At 67.6% G+C, this 17613-nt stretch carries 14 protein-coding genes and 1 tRNA gene; 10 read left to right on the top strand and 5 right to left on the bottom strand.

Going from position 1 to position 17613, the window contains the following annotated elements:
* The first annotated feature begins 41 nt into the window (after positions 1 to 41).
* Positions 42 to 1874: a long-chain fatty acid--CoA ligase gene (locus C8258_RS17805; RefSeq protein WP_106956126.1), complete on the top strand. Its 1833-nt coding sequence runs from the start codon at positions 42 to 44 to the stop codon at positions 1872 to 1874.
* Positions 1875 to 1955: 81 nt separating this feature from the next.
* Here the strand turns inward: C8258_RS17805 and C8258_RS17800 are convergent, their stop codons facing one another.
* Together C8258_RS17800 and C8258_RS17795 are read right to left on the bottom strand one after the other, a co-directional pair.
* Complete coding sequence (locus C8258_RS17800) at positions 1956 to 2507, bottom strand: YbhB/YbcL family Raf kinase inhibitor-like protein (protein ID WP_039778190.1); 552 nt, start codon at positions 2505 to 2507, stop codon at positions 1956 to 1958.
* A gap of 33 nt (positions 2508 to 2540) precedes the next feature.
* Positions 2541 to 3890, bottom strand: a complete 1350-nt coding sequence (locus C8258_RS17795; RefSeq protein ID WP_106956125.1) for a M20/M25/M40 family metallo-hydrolase — start codon at positions 3888 to 3890, stop codon at positions 2541 to 2543.
* Between the two features lie 257 nt (positions 3891 to 4147).
* Here C8258_RS17795 and C8258_RS17790 point away from each other — a divergent pair, with 257 nt between their 5' ends.
* The gene (locus C8258_RS17790) at positions 4148 to 4801 is read left to right on the top strand and encodes a hypothetical protein (RefSeq protein ID WP_146161258.1); all 654 of its coding nucleotides are present in this window, start codon (positions 4148 to 4150) and stop codon (positions 4799 to 4801) included.
* Positions 4802 to 4804: 3 nt separating this feature from the next.
* Positions 4805 to 5170 (top strand): hypothetical protein, encoded by a 366-nt coding sequence (locus C8258_RS17785; RefSeq protein WP_106956123.1) that lies wholly within the window; start codon positions 4805 to 4807, stop codon positions 5168 to 5170.
* A gap of 24 nt (positions 5171 to 5194) precedes the next feature.
* On the opposite strand, the gene C8258_RS17780 is transcribed toward C8258_RS17785, so the two are convergent.
* The gene (locus tag C8258_RS17780; RefSeq protein ID WP_106956122.1) at positions 5195 to 6097 is read right to left on the bottom strand and encodes a sterol desaturase family protein; all 903 of its coding nucleotides are present in this window, start codon (positions 6095 to 6097) and stop codon (positions 5195 to 5197) included.
* A 171-nt stretch (positions 6098 to 6268) separates the two neighbouring features.
* On the opposite strand from C8258_RS17780, the gene C8258_RS17775 reads away from it, so the two are divergent.
* The 5 genes from C8258_RS17775 to C8258_RS17755 all read left to right on the top strand — a co-directional run bounded on the left by C8258_RS17775 (position 6269) and on the right by C8258_RS17755 (position 9894).
* Positions 6269 to 7747: a sensor histidine kinase gene (locus C8258_RS17775; protein WP_233225158.1), complete on the top strand. Its 1479-nt coding sequence runs from the start codon at positions 6269 to 6271 to the stop codon at positions 7745 to 7747.
* Positions 7744 to 8400: a response regulator transcription factor gene (locus tag C8258_RS17770; RefSeq protein ID WP_106956121.1), complete on the top strand. Its 657-nt coding sequence runs from the start codon at positions 7744 to 7746 to the stop codon at positions 8398 to 8400. The genes C8258_RS17775 and C8258_RS17770 overlap by 4 nt, the downstream gene beginning before the upstream one ends.
* 186 nt (positions 8401 to 8586) lie before the next feature.
* Positions 8587 to 8901 (top strand): integration host factor, actinobacterial type, encoded by a 315-nt coding sequence (gene mihF, locus C8258_RS17765; protein WP_030516894.1) that lies wholly within the window; start codon positions 8587 to 8589, stop codon positions 8899 to 8901.
* A 107-nt stretch (positions 8902 to 9008) separates the two neighbouring features.
* Positions 9009 to 9094: transfer RNA gene (locus C8258_RS17760), tRNA-Leu, on the top strand.
* A 188-nt stretch (positions 9095 to 9282) separates the two neighbouring features.
* A complete protein-coding gene (locus tag C8258_RS17755; RefSeq protein ID WP_106956120.1) occupies positions 9283 to 9894 on the top strand; it encodes a Uma2 family endonuclease in 612 nt (203 codons plus the stop codon).
* A 147-nt stretch (positions 9895 to 10041) separates the two neighbouring features.
* On the opposite strand, the gene C8258_RS17750 is transcribed toward C8258_RS17755, so the two are convergent.
* Both C8258_RS17750 and C8258_RS17745 read right to left on the bottom strand, forming a co-directional pair.
* Positions 10042 to 12639: a hypothetical protein gene (locus C8258_RS17750; RefSeq protein WP_106956119.1), complete on the bottom strand. Its 2598-nt coding sequence runs from the start codon at positions 12637 to 12639 to the stop codon at positions 10042 to 10044.
* 217 nt (positions 12640 to 12856) lie between these two features.
* Entirely contained in the window at positions 12857 to 14296 is a 1440-nt protein-coding gene (locus tag C8258_RS17745) for a GH25 family lysozyme (RefSeq protein ID WP_106956118.1), read from the bottom strand.
* Between the two features lie 488 nt (positions 14297 to 14784).
* Here C8258_RS17745 and C8258_RS17740 point away from each other — a divergent pair, with 488 nt between their 5' ends.
* Positions 14785 to 16236, top strand: a complete 1452-nt coding sequence (locus C8258_RS17740; RefSeq protein ID WP_158271274.1) for a S8 family peptidase — start codon at positions 14785 to 14787, stop codon at positions 16234 to 16236.
* Between the two features lie 51 nt (positions 16237 to 16287).
* Positions 16288 to 17613 (top strand): hypothetical protein, encoded by a 1326-nt coding sequence (locus tag C8258_RS17735; RefSeq protein ID WP_106956116.1) that lies wholly within the window; start codon positions 16288 to 16290, stop codon positions 17611 to 17613.

The following is a 17613-nucleotide window of genomic DNA, read 5'->3' as shown; positions in this document are numbered from 1 at the left end:
TCCCAGACGTGATGTTCGTGCACTGACCGGGAACAAGGGATATGACCACAGCAGAGATCGGCTACACCCACCACACCGGCGCCACGGTCCGCACCGTGCCCGAGGCCTTCCAGCAGACGGCGACACTACGCCCGAACCAGGTCGCGTTGCGGACCGTCGGCGGCACCCAGCAGATCACCTGGGCCGACTATGCGCGCCGCGTGCGCGCGATCGCGGCCGGCCTGGCGAAACTCGGTGTCGCGCATGGGGACACGGTCGGGATCATGCTCACCAACCGGCCCGAGTTCAACCTGGTCGACACCGCGATCCTGCATCTGGGCGCCACCCCGTTCTCGGTGTACAACACCAGCTCCCCCGAACAGATCGCGCACGTGTTCGGCAACGCCGAGAACGGCGTGGTCGTCACCGAGCAGGCATTCCTCGCGCCGATCACCGCCTCCGGGGCGAAACTCGAGCACGTGATCGTCGTCGACGGCGCCGCCCCGGAGGGCGGGCTGACCCTGGAGCAGGTCGAGAACGATCCGGCCGAGGATTTCGATTTCGACGCCGCCTGGCAGGCGGTGCGACCCGACGATCTGGCCACCCTGATCTACACCTCGGGCACCACGGGGCCGTCGAAGGGCGTGGAGATCACCCACGCCAATGTCGTCGCCCAGATCGTCGCGCTCACCAACGGCGCCCTCGTCGCCGATATCGATGCGCGGGCGGTGTCCTACCTGCCGGCCGCCCATGTCGCCGACCGCATCTCCGGGCACTGCCTCACCCTGTTCACCGGCGTCACCATCACCTGCGTGCCGGATCCGCGCGAGATCGCCGCCGCCCTGCCCGATGCCCGGCCCACCTTCTTCTTCGGCGTGCCGCGGGTGTGGCAGAAGATCAAGGCCGGTGTCGACGCGGCGATCGCCACCGAATCCAGCCCGGTCAAGAAGGCGCTGGCGCAGTGGGCGATCGGCGTCGGCGTGGCCGCCGCCCGGGCGCGGCTGGCCGGCGGCAACGGCGGTCCGCTGCTGGCCGTACAGCACAAACTCGCCGATGCGCTGGTGCTGTCGAAGTTGCGCGCCACCCTCGGCCTGGACGAGCTGAAGGTCGCCTCCTCCGGCGCGGCCGCGATTCCGCCCGAAACGCTGGAATTCCTGCTGGGACTGGGATTCACGGTCAGCGAGGTGTGGGGTATGTCGGAGACCACCGGCGTCGGCACCTTCACCGAACTCGACAAGCCGCGCCCGGGATCGGTGGGCCGGGCCGTCGACGGGGTGGAGATCCGCCTCGACAGCGACGGCGAACTGCTCATCCGCGGCGGTATCGTCACCCACGGCTACCGCAAGATGCCCGAGAAGACCAGTGAGGCCATCGATTCCGACGGCTGGCTGCACACCGGCGATATCGCGACCATCGACGGCGACGGCTACGTCACCATCGTGGACCGCAAGAAGGAATTGATCATCACCGAGGCCGGGAAGAACATCTCCCCCACCAATATCGAGAATTCGGTGAAGGCCGCGTCGTCGCTGATCGGCCAGATCGTCGCCATCGGCGACTCGCGCCCCTACATCGCCGCGCTGGTCGTGCTCGATCCCGACACCGCCGCCGTGCGCGCGAAGGCGCTGGGCATCCCCGATGCCGATCTCGACACCCTCGCCACCCATCCGCAGATCCTGGAGGAAGTGCGCGCCGCCATCGCCGCCGGCAACGCGAAACTGTCCCGGGTGGAGCAGATCAAGCGCTTCCGCATCCTCGCGCGGGCCTGGGAACCCGGCGGCGTCGAACTCACCCCCACGCTGAAGTTGAAGCGTTCGCCGATCGCCGCCGAATACGCCGCCGACATCGCCGAGCTCTACACCGATCCGGCCCCCGAGGGCGTCCACAACCTCTAGCCGAATCGCTTCGGGCACAAGCTGTTTCACGGCGGTGGGGTCTTCGGTATCGCCCGAAGACCCCACCGCCCGCTCGACCGGCTACTTCTGTTCGTAGGTGCCCACGAGGGTCGCGCGCGCGATGGCGTGCGAGAACAGGTTGAAGCCCAGATAGGCCGGGGTCGCGTCCGCGCCGATGCCCAGCGATTCGACGTCCACGGCATGCACCACGATGAAGTAGCGGTGGTAGCCGTGTCCGGGCGGCGGGCCGGCGCCGACGAATCCGGCGAAGCCGCCGTCGTTGCGCAGCTGCACCGCACCGCTCGGCAGTGCGCCGCCTTCGCTGCCCTCACCGGCACTGCCCGCACCGGATTCCAGCGAGGTCACCGACGCCGGGATGTCGGCGACGGCCCAGTGCCAGAAGCCGGAGCCGGTCGGTGCGTCGGGGTCGTAGACGGTGACCGCGAAACTCTTGGTCTCCGCCGGGAATCCGCTCCACGACAACTGCGGGGAGATATCTCGGCCGCCCGCCCCGAACACCCCGCTGACCTGCTCGTTACCCAGCGGCTGTCCGTCGGTGACATCGGTGGAGGTGAGGGTGAACTCGGGCAGCTGCGGCAATGCCGCATAGGGATTGTAGGAATAGTCGGGCACGAGGACCGTCCTTTCTGCTAGTCGAGCGGATCGTCAGCTGTGCAACAGGAAATGCTCCATGACGCGAGCGCCGAATTCCAGCGCCGACACCGGAACCCGTTCGTCCACGCCGTGGAACAGTGCGGAGAAATCCAGGTCCGGCGGCAACTGCAGCGGTGCGAAGCCGAAACACCGAATTCCCAAGCGCGCGAACGCTTTCGCATCCGTGCCTCCGGACAGCATGTAGGGCACGGTGCGGCCGTCGGGGTCGTGGGCCAGGATCGCGTCGTTCATCGCGTCGACCAGATGCCCGTCGAAGGTGGTCTCGTAGGAGTCGAGTTTGGTGATCCACTCCCGCTCCACATCCGGGCCGATCAGCTCGTCGACCTCGCGTTCGAAGGCCGCCTGCCGGCCCGGCACCACCCGGCAGTCGACGGTGGCCTCCGCGGTCTGCGGAATCACGTTCGCCTTGTAGCCGGCGCGCAGCATGGTGGGATTGGCTGTATCACGCAGGGTCGCGCCGATGATGCGCGAGATGGTGCCCAGTTTCGCGAGCTGCCCCTCGATATCCGGACTGTCCGGATCGAACTCGATGCCGGTCTCCTCGCTGACCGCGGCCAGGAATTCGGTCACCGAATCCGACAGCACCAGCGGGAAGGTGTGCTTACCCAGCCGCGCCACCGCCTCGGCCAGAATCGTCACCGCGTTGTCGTCGTGCAGGAACGAACCGTGGCCCGCGCGGGCCTTGGCGCGCAACCGCATCCAGCCCAGACCCTTCTCCGCGGTCTCCACCAGATACAGCCGCCGCTCGGTGCCGTCGCGGCGCGGCACGGTCAGCGAGAAGCCGCCGACCTCACCGACCGCCTCGGTGACACCCTCGAACAGGTCCGGCCGGTTGTCGGCCAGCCACTGCGAACCCCACTTGCCGCCGTTCTCCTCATCGGCGAGGAAGGCGAAGACCAGATCGCGCGGCGGGACCGTGCCCTCGATCTTGAACTGGCGGGCGACCGCCAGCGTCATGCCGACCATATCCTTCATGTCGATCGCGCCGCGGCCCCACACGTAGCCGTCGCGGATCGCACCCGAGAACGGATGCACACTCCAGTCCGCGGCTTCGGCCGGCACCACGTCCAGATGCCCGTGGATCATCAGCGCACCGCGGCTGGGATCGGCTCCGGGCAAGCGCGCGAAGACATTTCCGCGCCCCGGCGCGCCCGACTCCACGTACTCGGTGGTGTACCCGGCCTGCTGCAACTGATCGGCCACCCATTCCGCACACTCGCGCTCGCCCTTGGTGGTTTCGAGCACCCCGGTGTTGGAGGTGTCGAAACGGATCAGCGTGCTGACCAACTCGACCACTTCGGCTTCCGCCCGGGAGCGGGACTCGCGCTGTACACCTGTCACGCCCCTTTCCTACCACGCGCCACGCAGGGGCGAATGCCGCCGGACCCGGCCATGCCCGCGAATCGGCGCATCGACCTGCGCCCGGGCACGCTCACGTCGAAGCCGCGCTCGCGATGCCCGCTCGGTGAACACCGCTCGCCTTGCGATCTCGCTGATCGAATTATCCGGGCGGGCGTCGCCGGAATCGCGGCGGTGACCGTGCAGTCCCTTCGCGAATCGGGCGCGCGGATTCCGGCAGCGACGCTTACCATTCCGGCATGCGCCGTCGTAGGTGGCTTCGGGCCGCGGTGTGCTCGATCGTGTTGATCGCCTGTGGCTGCGTCGGCGCGGTGGAACGCGACGCCTTCGAGCAGCAGATCCGGGCTCGTGGAGGCGGCCTCGTCGACGGGCTGCCCGCCGCGGCGTTCGAAGCGTTGCGAAACCGGCTGGGCACCGGCGACATTCAGGCCGGTGTGGTGATGTTCGTCGCTCCCGAGTCGACGCAGTTCCGGCTCGTCCTGGCCGATCAGCCCGAACAGGTGACCCGATTCCTGGCCGACCACGACGATCTGAGCACCCGCGAACCGGCCGTCCACCTGCGCGTCCGAACCCCGCAGCGCCCACGCGAACTCGACGACTACTCCTATCGCCTCGGCGCCGTGAGCGCACCGCGGCCGGTGCGCGTCTCGGCCTTCGACGACCTGGACGGCGAATGCTTCACCCTCGGCGACGTACCCGGCCTCACCCGGCTCGAGTCGATCGTCGACACCGCCCTCGCCCGCAGCGCCCTCGCCGACGGTGTCGTTCCGGTGATCGTCGTGAGCCGATTCGGCCGCGACATCCGCATCGTCGCCGACGTGACGTCCGCGCGGTCGGACATGATCGCCGAATTCGATTCCGCCGGTACGTTTCTCCGCATCCGGCAGGTGTGAACAGTGTCCAGACCGCTCATTTCCGCACTCGGCACGGGCGTCGCCGCCGGAAGTATCGTCAGCTTCGTCCTGCCACTGGCGATCTGGCCCGGGGAAGCCCGGCTCACCGCGCCGCTGTTCTGCCGGGCCCCCTACCTGGATCCGATGGTGGTGTCGGACACCTTCCACGATTCCGAGGGCACGTCGGTGAACTACACCCTCTACTGCGTGAGCGAACGCGGCGCACTGACCGACGAAGGGTTCGTGTTGCCGTTCCTGACGCTGTTCGCGGCGCATATCGTCCTGTTCACCGCCGTGGTCCTCGTGGCGATGCTGTGGGCGCGCAAGCCGTCGGTCACTCCGGCGGAGAACGGCGCCGTGGAACTGTGACGTCCGGGTAGCCACGCGGGAGCGCTAGCCGCTCGTCGCGACGGCGTTCAGCTCGGGCGGCTGTCCGGCCGGCGTCACCGTCGCGTTCTCCCGCCAGCCGGGCGGGCCGAAGACGTAACCCAACCGCCCGCGCCAGGTGCGGGCGTCGCGCACGTCGCGCAGCAGAGCCGCGAATTCGTGATAGTTGACCTTCAACGGATTACCGGTGCCGATGTCGTGGGTGAGCCCGTAGCGGATGGGTTCGGATTCGGCGGCGAAACTGCCGAACACGCGATCCCAGACGATGAACACGCCGCCGTAGTTGGTGTCGAGGTAGGGCTGGTTGGAGCCGTGGTGCACGCGGTGATGAGCCGGGGTGTTGAACACGAATTCGACCGGGCGCCACAAGGTTCGGACGCGCTGGGTGTGAATCGGGAACTGATAGAGCAGGCCGAGGGTGTTCAGCAGGAAGATCATCCACGCGGGGAAGCCCAGCAGCGCGGCCGGCACCCACGCCAGGCTGCGCGTCATCGACGCGATCGGGTTGAGCCACGGCAACCGGATCGCGGTCGTCAAATTGAAGTGGGTGCTGGAGTGGTGCACCGAATGCGCCGTCCACAGCAATCGGATGCGGTGATCGGCCCGGTGCGCCCAGTAATAGCAGAAATCGGTGACCACCAATCCCAGCAGCCAGACCCACCAGTCGCGCGGCGACAGGTGCAGCGGTGTCCACGAGGCGACCAGCACGATGGTGGAGAACGGCAGCACGTACTGGAGCAGGGGCTTGGTGAGCTGGCCGATCGCGTAGGTGGCCCAGTTGGTGGCCGCCTCGCGCCCGTATCGGCCGCTGGGTGCGCGGTCGGGATCGCGGCGCGCGTCCCACCACTCCACGCCCATCATCGCGATGAAGGCCGGCACCGCGTACAGCGCCAGGTCCGCATTGTTCATCCGAACTCCTGTCCCGATCCGATCCGCCCGCGGGCACCGAGGCGTCCTCGCGCGAGGCATGTCACAGCGACGGTAATGCCGCCGACCAGCCCGAACATCGGGCCCGAGAGGGACCACCGATCCCCCGCCCGAGGGACTCGCCGTCACCGTCCGCGCCGGTATCGTCGCGGTGTGTTGTGGGAGCGAGCGGTGTCGTCGAGCCCGTGGGCGCTGCTGCGGCGTACTCCACGGCAGCCGGGGGCCGAGAGCGCGGCGGGGCCGCCGGGCGGTGAACTGCGGGCGGTTCGCCGGTCGCTGACCAGGCAATCGGTGGCGGTCGCGGTGGTCGCGGCGCTGGTGGACGCGGTCGTCTTCGCGCTCTCCGGCATCTTCTCCGTGGCGCCCGGCCCGGCGAGCGCGGTCCTGGTGGCCATCGTGGCGGCCGATCTGGCTTTCGCCGCGCCACCGGCAACGGCCGCGGTCGTCGCCGTGGTCCAGGTCGCGATCCGGCTGGCGGTCACGGTGCTGGTGCATCGGCACGGGCTGCCCGTCCGGGTGGCAGACGTCGGTTTCCTCGTCGCCGGCTATCGAGCGGGCGCCTGGTTGTCTGGCCGGGCGTCGCTGGTCACGGTGCCCGTGCTGGTGCTGGGTGCGTGCGGTGCGCCGTTGATCGCGGGCGGCGCGCCGGCGGCGGACTGGCGCCTGCTGCTCACCTCGGCGATCTCCGGTGGCGTCGTGCCATGGCTGGTCGGCCGTTACACCGCAGGTCGCGGCGCCTACATCGCAGAACTGGAGCAACGCGAACGGATCGCCCGCCAGCAGCAACGGACCGCGCTGGAACGAGCACTGACCGACGAACGTGAGGCGATCGCCCGCGACCTGCACGACGTCATCTCCCATCACGTCAGCGCGATCGGTATCCATGCGGGCGCGGCGCGTTTGGCACTGCACGGAAGTGGCGCCGCCACCGCCGCGGCGACACGCTCACTGTCGGCCGTGGAATCGGAGAGCCGCGCGGCGATGGTGGATCTGCGCCGTCAGCTCGATCTGCTGCACGGCCGCGAGGATGCCGCCCGCCAGCCCGGTATGGCCGATATCGACGATCTGGTCGACCGCGTGCGCGGCGCCGGCCTGGATCTGGCTGTCACCACCAGCGGCGCCGAACTACCCCGCTCACTCGACATCACCGTCTACCGGATCGTGCAGGAATTGCTCACCAACGCCCTGCGCCACGGCGCCGGCAGTGCGCGGCTGACGGTCCGAAACGACGGCACCGGGGTCGAGATCGAACAGTCCAATCCACTTGCCGGCGAAGAGGATTCGAACGTTTCCGCACCTTGCGGACCGCCGATCAGGGCCACGGGTCCGCTCGATTCGGCAGCGACGACTCCGCACGGACCCGATGCCGTCCGCTTGCCCGTGGGTGAGCGCGTGACCGTCCGCGCCACCACACCGGCCACGGTCAGGTTCCGCTCCGGCCGGCGAGCTCCGTTGCGAGAACGCGGCCCCGCCGCCCGGCCGGGCGGTGCCGCGCCGGAGGCGGCCACGGGCGTGCATCGGGGACTCGACGGTATCCGCCGGCGCGCGGAGCTCTTCGGCGGCAGCGTGGACCACGGCGTCGCCGACGGCCGCTGGCGCGTTCTCGTCCGGCTCCCGGGTGGGCGGTCGTGACCGGCCCGGTCCGGGTCCTGATCGCCGACGACCACGCGATGTTCCGATCCGGACTGCGCGCCGTCCTCGATGCGGCTCCGGACCTCGAATGCGTCGGCGAGGCCGGCGACGGCCGCACCGCCGTCGCCGAGACCGCGCGGCTACGTCCCGATGTGGCGATCCTCGACATCCGGATGCCGAAACTCGACGGTCTGGCGGCCACCGAGGCCATCGTGGCCGCTGGCGGCACCCGCGTGCTGGTGCTGACCACCTACGACAGCGAGGCGAGCCTGGCTCGCGCCCTGCAGGCCGGTGCCAGCGGATTCCTGCTCAAGACGCTGCCGCCGGAGGAGTTGATCGCGGCGATCCGGGTGGCGGTGCGCGGTGACGCGATCATCGACCCGTCGATGACGCGCCGCCTGGCCGCCCGGCTCGCCGACACCCTGGTCCCGGCGCCGCCGCCCGATCACGCCCTGACCGCCCGGGAACAGCAGGTTCTCCTCCTGCTCGCCGATGCCCGCAGCAACAGCGAAATCGCCGCCGCGCTGGGTGTCGGCGAGGAGACCGTGAAAACCCACGTATCCCGGATTCTGGCGAAACTGCAAGTGCGCGACCGCATTCAGGCCGTCGTGTACGCCTACCGGCACGGCCTGGTGCGATCGCCGGGCCGCTAGCCGTCCGCCGAGCACCTCGGCGACGTGGGCGAATCGTGGCAAATTTCCCGCATCTCGGGTATCCGAACCCCCGCCACCACCGCCGAACCGGGATTATCCTCGCGGTGTGTCGACCCATCACCGGGCTGCCGGTGATGTTCAATCGGTGCCGTTGAGGTTCCAGCGAACGAGTGAAAGGTTAGAGACATGGCACTTCCCACCATGACCGCCGAGCAACGCTCCGAAGCGCTGGCCAAGGCGGCCGCGGTCCGTAAGGCGCGGTCGGAACTGATCGAGCAGATTCGCAAGGGCTCGGTCTCGTTGGCCCAGGTGCTCGAGCGTGCCGACAAGGAGGACTTGGTCAAGAAGACGAAGGTCGCCGCGGTCATCAAGGCTCTGCCCGGTATCGGGCCGGTCAAGGCGGCAAAGCTGATGGACGAAGCCGATATTCCGGTCGACCGCCGTATCGGCGGCCTGGGGTCCCGTCAGCGTGCCGCACTGCTCGAGGCGTTGACGAACTAGCCCTCCCGAAGGCGGCGCTCAGCAGTCACCCGCGAGTCCGGGACCTGCACGGACACCCGTGATTTGGACCTCGCGGAGAGATCCGTTAACCTTGCTGAGCACCACCGGTCCGGGTGGCGGAATGGCAGACGCGCTAGCTTGAGGTGCTAGTGCCCTATTAACGGGCGTGGGGGTTCAAGTCCCCCTCCGGACACTGTGTGTAACTCGGAGTTACAGATAACCCCCGGCTTCGGCCGGGGGTTATCTGTTTCCCATGATTCTATCGAGTCGGACGGACTTCGTGCCACGATCCGCTCATCTCGCCGCCTCCCGTCGCGCATCGTCCTTCACTGCGTCGGGTGTCGTAGGCTCGAGCGGACGAATCACCCGGAGGAGTTGACTGTGACGGTATCGAATCCCGGCGCGCATCCGCGAATCTCAGCCGAGGAGTTTCTGGGTACCGAGCCCGACGCCTTCAGCAGTACGTTCGGCGACATCGAGATCGTCGACGGCCTCGTGGTGCGACTGATGGCCCAGAGCGAGGCGCACAGCCGAATCGTGCGCCGACTGGCGACGGCATTGGACGACGCTCGTGACCCCGCAGGGCCGTGCCTGCGTGTCGGGTCCGACGTCGCCGTCCGTTTCGCCGACGCGGACGATCGGCGAAACGATCACCGGCTCAACGTCCGCTACCCGGACATCTTCGTCCGCGATTGCGAACCGTACGACGTCAACACTGTTCGTGACCACATCGCCCTCATCGTCGAAGTCGTGTCCAAGACCACCGTCGACACGGACACGAGCGAGAAACACAAGCTCTACGCGCGCTCCGGAATACCCGCATACCTGATCGTCCACTTCGACAAGAGCTGGGAGACCATCGACCGCATCGAGGAGTATCGCCTGGACTGGTCCGGGTTGCGATACATGCCTCATAAAGTCCACCGCACCGCCCTGGTCCTCGACACCCCGGTCACACTCGCCATCACCTTCGACGCACTCCATCGCCCCTGACCCCGGCGCCTACGCGCCCGCTCCCGGCAGCAAGGGCCTTGCGGCCCGTCCCGCCGAGCTCGCCGAAGATGGACGCGAAGCTCGGACCCGAACTGTCCACACGGCGGCTGCCGACCGAAAGATGTACGCGACGTTGGATTTTCGCGATCACACCGCGGGCAGAAGGACATCGTCGAACTTGTCGACGGCCTCGTCGTACCGGATCTCGAAGCCTTTCGTCACGGCCTCCTCGAGCACGGTGGTTGCGACGTCCTGCGGCTTGCGGGGCGACGGATTTCCCGGCGAATTCTCGTAGTTGAAGACGATGACGTCGAGGTAGACGGGTTTGCGTAGACGGCGGGGGCCGAGCAGAGCAATCAGCGCGGCGGCCACTGCCGGATACGGAGTGAACTCCGGATCCTCGAGCCATTGGACGAGGTCGTCTCTCGGCACGCTGAAGTCCACGCCGACGGCTTCGAGGGTCGTGATCAGATGGGGCGCGTGTGGCACGAAAGCCTCACCCGCTGCCGTGATCGCGAACGGTGCGTGATTCCACCCCTGATCCGGAGCCGCGTCCCACCACTGGGTAGCGATCGCCCCGTCCGGGCGTACCCAGAACACATCGAGGTGGCGAGCGAGACGACCGGCGCAGGTGATCGGTGATGCCGGGTCGGCGGAGCCCGGAGGTGCGATCGGAAAGGCGCTGTGATCGGCCCAACCGTGCGCCGGGGCTCCATGCCACCACTGAGTTCCGATGGAGCCGTCCGGAGCCACCCAGAACACATCGAGGTTGATCGGCGTGCGCGCCGTCGCCGCGATACCGCCCTCGGCGACCGCACCCGCGGAAGTGATCCCGAACGAACCATGGTCGGCCCAGCTGTGCCCTGGGGCCGCGTGCCACCACTGGCTGCGGACCGATCCATCCGGTCCGACCCAGTACACATCCAGGTTGTCCGGAGTGCGCGCCACGACAGCGAGCGGGGATCCCGCTCGGGCGGACCCGGCCGGCGCGACGGCGAAGGCTCCGTGATCGGCCCAGCTGTGGCCCGGCGCCGCATGCCACCACTGGCTGCGAATCGATCCGTCCGGGCCGATCCAGTACACGTCGAGGTTGTCCGGAGTGCGAGCGACGGCCGCCAGAGCCGACCCGGGCTCTGCCGAGCCGGCCGGCACGATCGGGAAGGCTCCGTGATCGGCCCAGCTGTGGCCCGGCGCCGCATGCCACCACTGAGTGCATACGGCCCCGTCCGGGGCGACCCAGAATACGTCGAGGTTGTCGGCAGTGCGCGCGACCGCCGCCACCGTACCGCCGGGCCGCATTGCGCCGGCGGGCGTGATCGTGGACGACCCGTGGCTGCCCCAGGCTGCGTCGGGTGCCGACCACTGGGTCGTGACGGCGCCGTCTGCGCCACCCCAGAAGGCGTCGAGGTGGTTCGGCTCACGTGATACTGCCGCGACGGACGACCCCGCCGGCGCGGCACCCGCCCCCGCGATGTTCACCACGCCATGGTCGCCCCAACTCTGGTGCGGCGCGATATCCCACCACTGCCATCCGACCGCTCCGTCACGGCGCGGCCAGAACACGTCCAGCCGATTGCCTTCGGGCGCAAGCACACTCAGCCCGGACGAGGCCGTAGCCCGAAGGTTCGCCGGCGGATCGTCGGTGGGGTTGCGGCCGAGTATGTCGTTCCAGATATAGCGGTAGTACGGATTCTGCTGGTCCATCGCCATGGACCGAGCGCTGCGGTCGGTGCCGCCGAACCATTGGTCCACGATGGCGCCCTGTTGCTCGGCGTTGAACGCCGACCAGTCGGGGCCTGCCGCGCCGTACTGATAGACGTTGTCGCCCATGATGTACTGCGCTTGGTTGACCATGCCGCTGCACATGAGTGCCGGCAGGAAGCCGGCGTGCGCGATCTGCCAGGCATGTGCGAGCTCGTGGATGAGGAGCTGCCCCGGCTTCGGGTACGACTTGCCGCCGGGGCCGAGCGGGTTGTCGTAGCCCTTGCCCAGGTTGCAATAGGTCTTGCCGTCGATGCCGGGCGCGGTGAAGGCGCGGTCGCCCAGGCCGGCGAGGTTGGTGATGAGCACCTTGTCGTACGGCATCGAGTTGCCGTAGACCTGACGGGCGAACCTGATCTCGGCGTCGTTGAGCGGCCGGTACTCGATGAGCGCGTTGGTGACCGCGCCGATGGCGACGCCCACAACGATGCCGAGGACGATCGCGCCGCCGATCCCGGCACCGGCAGCGGCCGCGACCGCGAACACGACGACCCCTCCGACGACACCGAGTGTGCCGCCGGGTCCGAGTGTCGCGCCCAGCCAGTCGGTCGCCTCCCTGGTCGCGCCGATCACGACACCGAGCGTGGCGCCGGCGACACCGGCCGCGACATCGACCACGTCTTCGACCAAGTCTTCGAGTGTTCCGACGACGCCGCCCCACTTGTAGTCCTTGGCGACGCTGTAGGTGGGTGCGGCCTGTAGCTGGAGCCAGTACAGCGCGAGCAGAGGATTGTGGCCGTGTTCTTCGCGGTCCCAGCTGTCGACTCCGGAGACGTGTCCGCTCTGTATGAACGCCATCGTGGGAAAGCCGGGCGCCGTGAGATAGGCGCGCAGGTTGAAGTCGAAGTTCCCGAGAATGCTGCTCGAGTGGGTGTGGAATCTGACGAAGTAATCGCCGTTGTCGCTGACTTCTACGTGGACCGAACCACCGAGCGGCGTGCCCGGCGGGGTGACGATGGGGCGGTCGAAAGTGAGAGTTGCCATCTCGTGTGTACCTCCGTGACGGTGAGCCCGAGGCCGAGCCCCCGGGAAGGGCTATCGGCCAAGGCTGCACCGTCGCGCAGGATCCGGATAGAGTAGGCGTCTACTCGTTCCTGTGCGGCGCTGACCAGCACCTACACGGATTCACTGCCTTCCGCCCCATCGCTACCGGAATCCTCCATTTCTCCGGTCGTAGCGACATCGCCTGTTCGTCGATCTCCTACCTCGGACTCGTCGCGGCCTTGTCCGTCTGCGGAGCCAGCCGGCGCATCAGTTCGAGTAGTTCACGTTGTTCGGCGGCGGTGAGCGGCTTCGAGGCGTCGCCCGACATTCCGTCGGAACCGCTGCCGCTCGGTATGCCGATCGGCTGGCCGGCGCTCACGCTCAGGGGCGCGCCGGCTTCGGCGGGGCGCAGTGCGGCGATGTCCGCGGCGGTGAGCGTGTTGTCGACGTGTGTGGGTTCGCGGCCGCACAGCCGGAGGAGCTGGTGCAGATCACCGTCGAATTTGTCGACGCAGGAGGTGTGCTGAGTGCCGACGACGGCATCCGATGCGAACTGCAGTATCTTCGGCTTCCGCCCGGACATGGGCTTCCAGCCTGCTTGGAAGTCGGTCACGCCCTGGTATTGCTCCTTGAAGGGGCGGGGAGCGCCGGATCCGCCGTAGTTGCTGTTCCAGATGTCGTAATCGCCGGTGAGGGTGTCTCCGTAGAGCCACCTCGGCGCATAGGCGATGACATAGCCGACGGCATTGTGTGCCGTCATCCGTGCCCGCAGTGTTTCCACCGCGCGGCGTATCTCATCGGGGTTGGGCGGGCGGGGCATCGGCTTGGATCGCTCGGCGTCGATCTGCCAGATCCACGGGACGTCTTTCCACCACGGGGTCTTCTCTTCGACGTAGTCCATCCAGAAGTTGACCTGCCGCTCGATGTTGTCGGGCCACAGGAAGTGATACGCGCCGAGGACGGGGATCTCGGCACCGCGCGCCCGTTCCAGCGCGTCCTGGAAGTGTGCGGCCCGCCAATCACTGCCTTCGGTCGATTTGTGGGTGAAGAACGAAATGCCGTCGCGGCGAGCGGCAACGAGGTTCATGGGACCGCGATCCCAGTCGTAGTCCGAGGCATCCCATCCCCAGACCGGGGCGGTGTTCGCCACGCCGACCGGCGTGGCGGCCGCTCCTCCGACGACATCCGGGTGGACACGATCCGGCGCGGATTCGCCCGCTCGCTGTTCCAGTCGTGTCATCAGATCGGCCGAGGTCGCCCAATGGACGTGGTCGAAGTGCCCGATGGCCTGGGGACCGCCGTACACGCTGCCACCCGGATTTTTGACCTGTTTCTTGACGTAGAAGCCGTTGTCGTCGCTGAACGGTGTCGAATGGATCAACTCGACGGTGAAGTCCGCGTAATTGTCGTAGAGCCATTTGGCGAAGTCGCGCATCTTCACAGCCCCAGCCGGCGATAGACCACCGGCGCCGATGTCCAGGGCCGCGGTGGGCGAACCGGAGTATGTCAGACCGTAGTGATGTGACACCGCGCCGTGGTCACCGTCCATTCCGCTGGTGATGTAGATATCGTCGGCGTGGGGATAGCGCTCCAGGAACTTCGCCATCCGGTTCCCGAGCGGACCGGTGACGACACCTTGCCATCGCGCAATAGCCATGCTCGGCCTCCTTCGTGAGAAGTGACGGTTGGGGTCGACGACTCGAGTGATCAGCTGAATCGAAACCGATGCGTCGTGTGCCGTCGCGGGAATTGCGTGCCGCAGTGTTTTCGGTGTGCAGCCGGGAATACGTCGGGCACGGGATTGGACAGGCCGGTTTCCGGTCGGAATTCGCAAAGGTAGTCCGACGATCTCGGTCGCCGACTTGCCTTCTCATCCTCGTTCGAAATGAGGACCGCAGCCACTATTGTAGGCCGTCCGCAGAGGCTTCGCGCAGAGTGGAGTGAATCCAGAGTTTCGGCTGCGCATGGCATTTCGCTCGCGAGGGCGTGTGGATTCGTTGCGCTAAGTATTGATCAGATCACGCCCATGACGTTTCTCGGTTTCGAGTAGACGAATACTCGGGCAATTGCATACTTGGGTGAATAGATTCATGCCTCTGGATGCGTGTTCGATCGGCCGGTACACGAAAAGAGGAGGTGGTGACGATGGACCCGGGACAGGCCCGTTTCGATCCGAGGGATCTCTACGGGTCGGTGATCGCCGCGCCATTGCTCGACGACATGCGCGAGCAACCTCCCGCTGCCCTTCACAAGGTGGTGATCGATCTTCACTTCGGTTATCCGGCGGGCCGGGCGGCGGCGGCACAGGCCGTGCGCGGCTACATCCAGCGCGCCACCGACACCTCCGACGACGAGGGAGTGGACGACGGGCTCGCCCAGTACGTGCTCGCACGCCTGACCGCGAACTCCATCCGGGAGGTGGTTCGCCTCGACCGCGCGGCCGCGGACGCGGGGACGGGGCGTGCCATCTACCGAATCTGGCCGGATTTCACGATCGGCCCGCTGATCAATCGGTCCGCGGCCACGGTCAAGGCGGACGCCGCCCACGCGTCCTTCACCGCACGCGGTGCCGGAATTGTCTGGGCGGTCGTCGACTCGGGAATCGACGGGCGCCACATGCACTTCCGCACGCACGGGACCCTCGATGTGACGCTGCCGGTGCGGCACTTAGATTGCACCGGAGGCAATTCGCCGCTGACCGACGAGTTCGGCCATGGAACACACGTCGCGGGCATCATCGCCGGCGAGGGCATCGGAACCACCGCGCAACCGCTGAACGCGGTACGCGCCGAGATCGACGACAACGGTGATGTGAATTATCACGCCGAACCGGTCACGGGTATGGCCGCGATGGCGCCCCTGTGCCGGCTGGTCGGCTACAAGGTCCTCGACGACGGGGGCGACGGGCAGACCAGCTCGATCATGGCCGCTCTCAAGGATATTCAGGAGGTCAACAACCACGGCCGCGACATCAAGATCCACGGCGTGAACCTGTCGGTCGGCTACCCGTTCGACCCGAAATGGTTCGCCTGCGGCGAAAGTCCCGTATGCCAGGAGGTGACACGGCTCGTCCACTCGGGAGTCGTGGTCGTCGTCGCGGCCGGAAATACCGGATACGGATACAACCTCGACTTCGTCAAGGGAAATGTCGCCGCGGGACTGGACCTGACCATCAACGACCCCGGCAACGCGGAGGCGGCGATCACGGTGGGTTCCACCCACCGCGATATGCCACATCGCTACGGGATCTCGTACTTCTCCTCGAAGGGGCCGACCGGCGACGGGCGCGCCAAACCCGACGTCGTCGCACCGGGCGAGCGGATCCTCTCGTGCGCGACCGGCCGGGCGCTTGCCGATATCGCCGCCAAGGGCGATGTCACCGGACCTGTCGACTATGTCGAGGACAGCGGAACCAGCATGGCCGCTGCCCATGTCTCCGGAGTCGTCGCCGCATTCCTGTCGGTGCGGCGGGAATACATCGGAGAACCGGGGGCGATCAAAACGATCTTCACCGACACTGCCACCGATCTGGGCCGGGTGACTAACTTCCAGGGTCACGGCCTGATCGATCTGATGCGGGCCATCCAATCCGTGTAGCGGCGAGCGGCGCCGATCGCCTGCGACCGCCAGAGCAGGAGGGGCACGACGATGAACGAACTATCCGGCTTTCCGAGTGCGGAACTGCAGTTCGACCGCGATGCCGGGGTGGTCGGCAGCACCGACAACCTGCTCGGCCTCGCCACCGACCCGGCGGTGACCGACCTGATGGTCGTCAGCCACGGATGGAACAACGATATGAGCGAGGCACGGCAGCTCTACAGCAACCTCGCCGCGTCGTTGCGGACCGTCCTCGACTCCGGCGCCGTCCCAGGACTCGCGGGTCGTTCGATCGGGATCGCGGGGGTGCTCTGGCCGTCGAAGAAGTTCGCCGAGACCGACCTCATCCCCGGCGGGGCCGCCGCAGCCGCCTCCCCGATCGATGCCGGACGTCTGCTCGCCCAGATCGAGGAACTGCGGGATCTGTTCCCCGACGCCGCGGCGCAACAGACCCTTGACGCCGCCTCCGCACTCGTTCCCACCTTGCAGGACAAGAGCAGCGCCCGTGCGGCCTTCGCCGATCACCTGCGGTCACTGCTCGACCGGGCCGCGGCCGATCCCGAGGACGCCTCCACCGATCTGTTCACCCAGCAGGGCGGCACCATCATGGATCGGCTGGCGGTCCCGGTGTCGCTGGCGCCGCCGCGGGAGACGGCCGGTGGAGCCGCCGCGCTGGGCCCGGCCGCCGACGCCAGTCGTGGCACCGTCGGTGGCGCCGCCGGTCTCGGCAGCCTCCTCGGCGGGGTCATGGGAGCGGCTCGCAGTCTGCTGAACTTCACCACCTACTACGAGATGAAGACCCGATCGGGCCGCATCGGCGAACACGGTCTCGCCCCGGTGATCGCCCAGGCTCACCGGACACGTCCCGAACTACGCGTGCACCTGGTGGGCCACAGCTTCGGTGGCCGCTTGGTCTCCGCCACCGCCAAGGCGCTGCCCGACGAGGACAGCTTGTCGACGCTGACCCTGCTTCAGGCAGCGTTCTCGCACTACGGATTCGCCGAGAACTGGACGCCCGGGCAATCCGGATTCTTCCGCAATGTCGTCAGCGACAAGAAGGTCGCCGGTCCGGTCTTGATCACCGACACCGCCAACGACCTGGCCGTCGGCATCGCCTACGCCATAGCCTCCCGCATCGCCGGTCAGGTCGCGGCCGCGGTCGGCGACGCCGACGACATCTACGGCGGCATGGGCCGAAACGGCGCCCAGAAGACCCCGGAGGCGATTTCCGCACAGCTGCTGGACACGGGAGGCCAGTACACCTGGAAGGCCCGCGCCCTGCACAATCTGCTCGCCGACCGCTTCATCACCGGCCACTCCGACGTCACCGGCCTTCAGGTCGCCTACGCACTGCTCTCCGCCCTCTCCACCACGTGA

The sequence above is a fragment of the Nocardia sp. MDA0666 genome (genome assembly GCF_003023875.1).
Taxonomy (GTDB): domain Bacteria; phylum Actinomycetota; class Actinomycetes; order Mycobacteriales; family Mycobacteriaceae; genus Nocardia; species Nocardia aobensis.
This window is presented reverse-complemented; position numbering and strand designations above follow the sequence as displayed.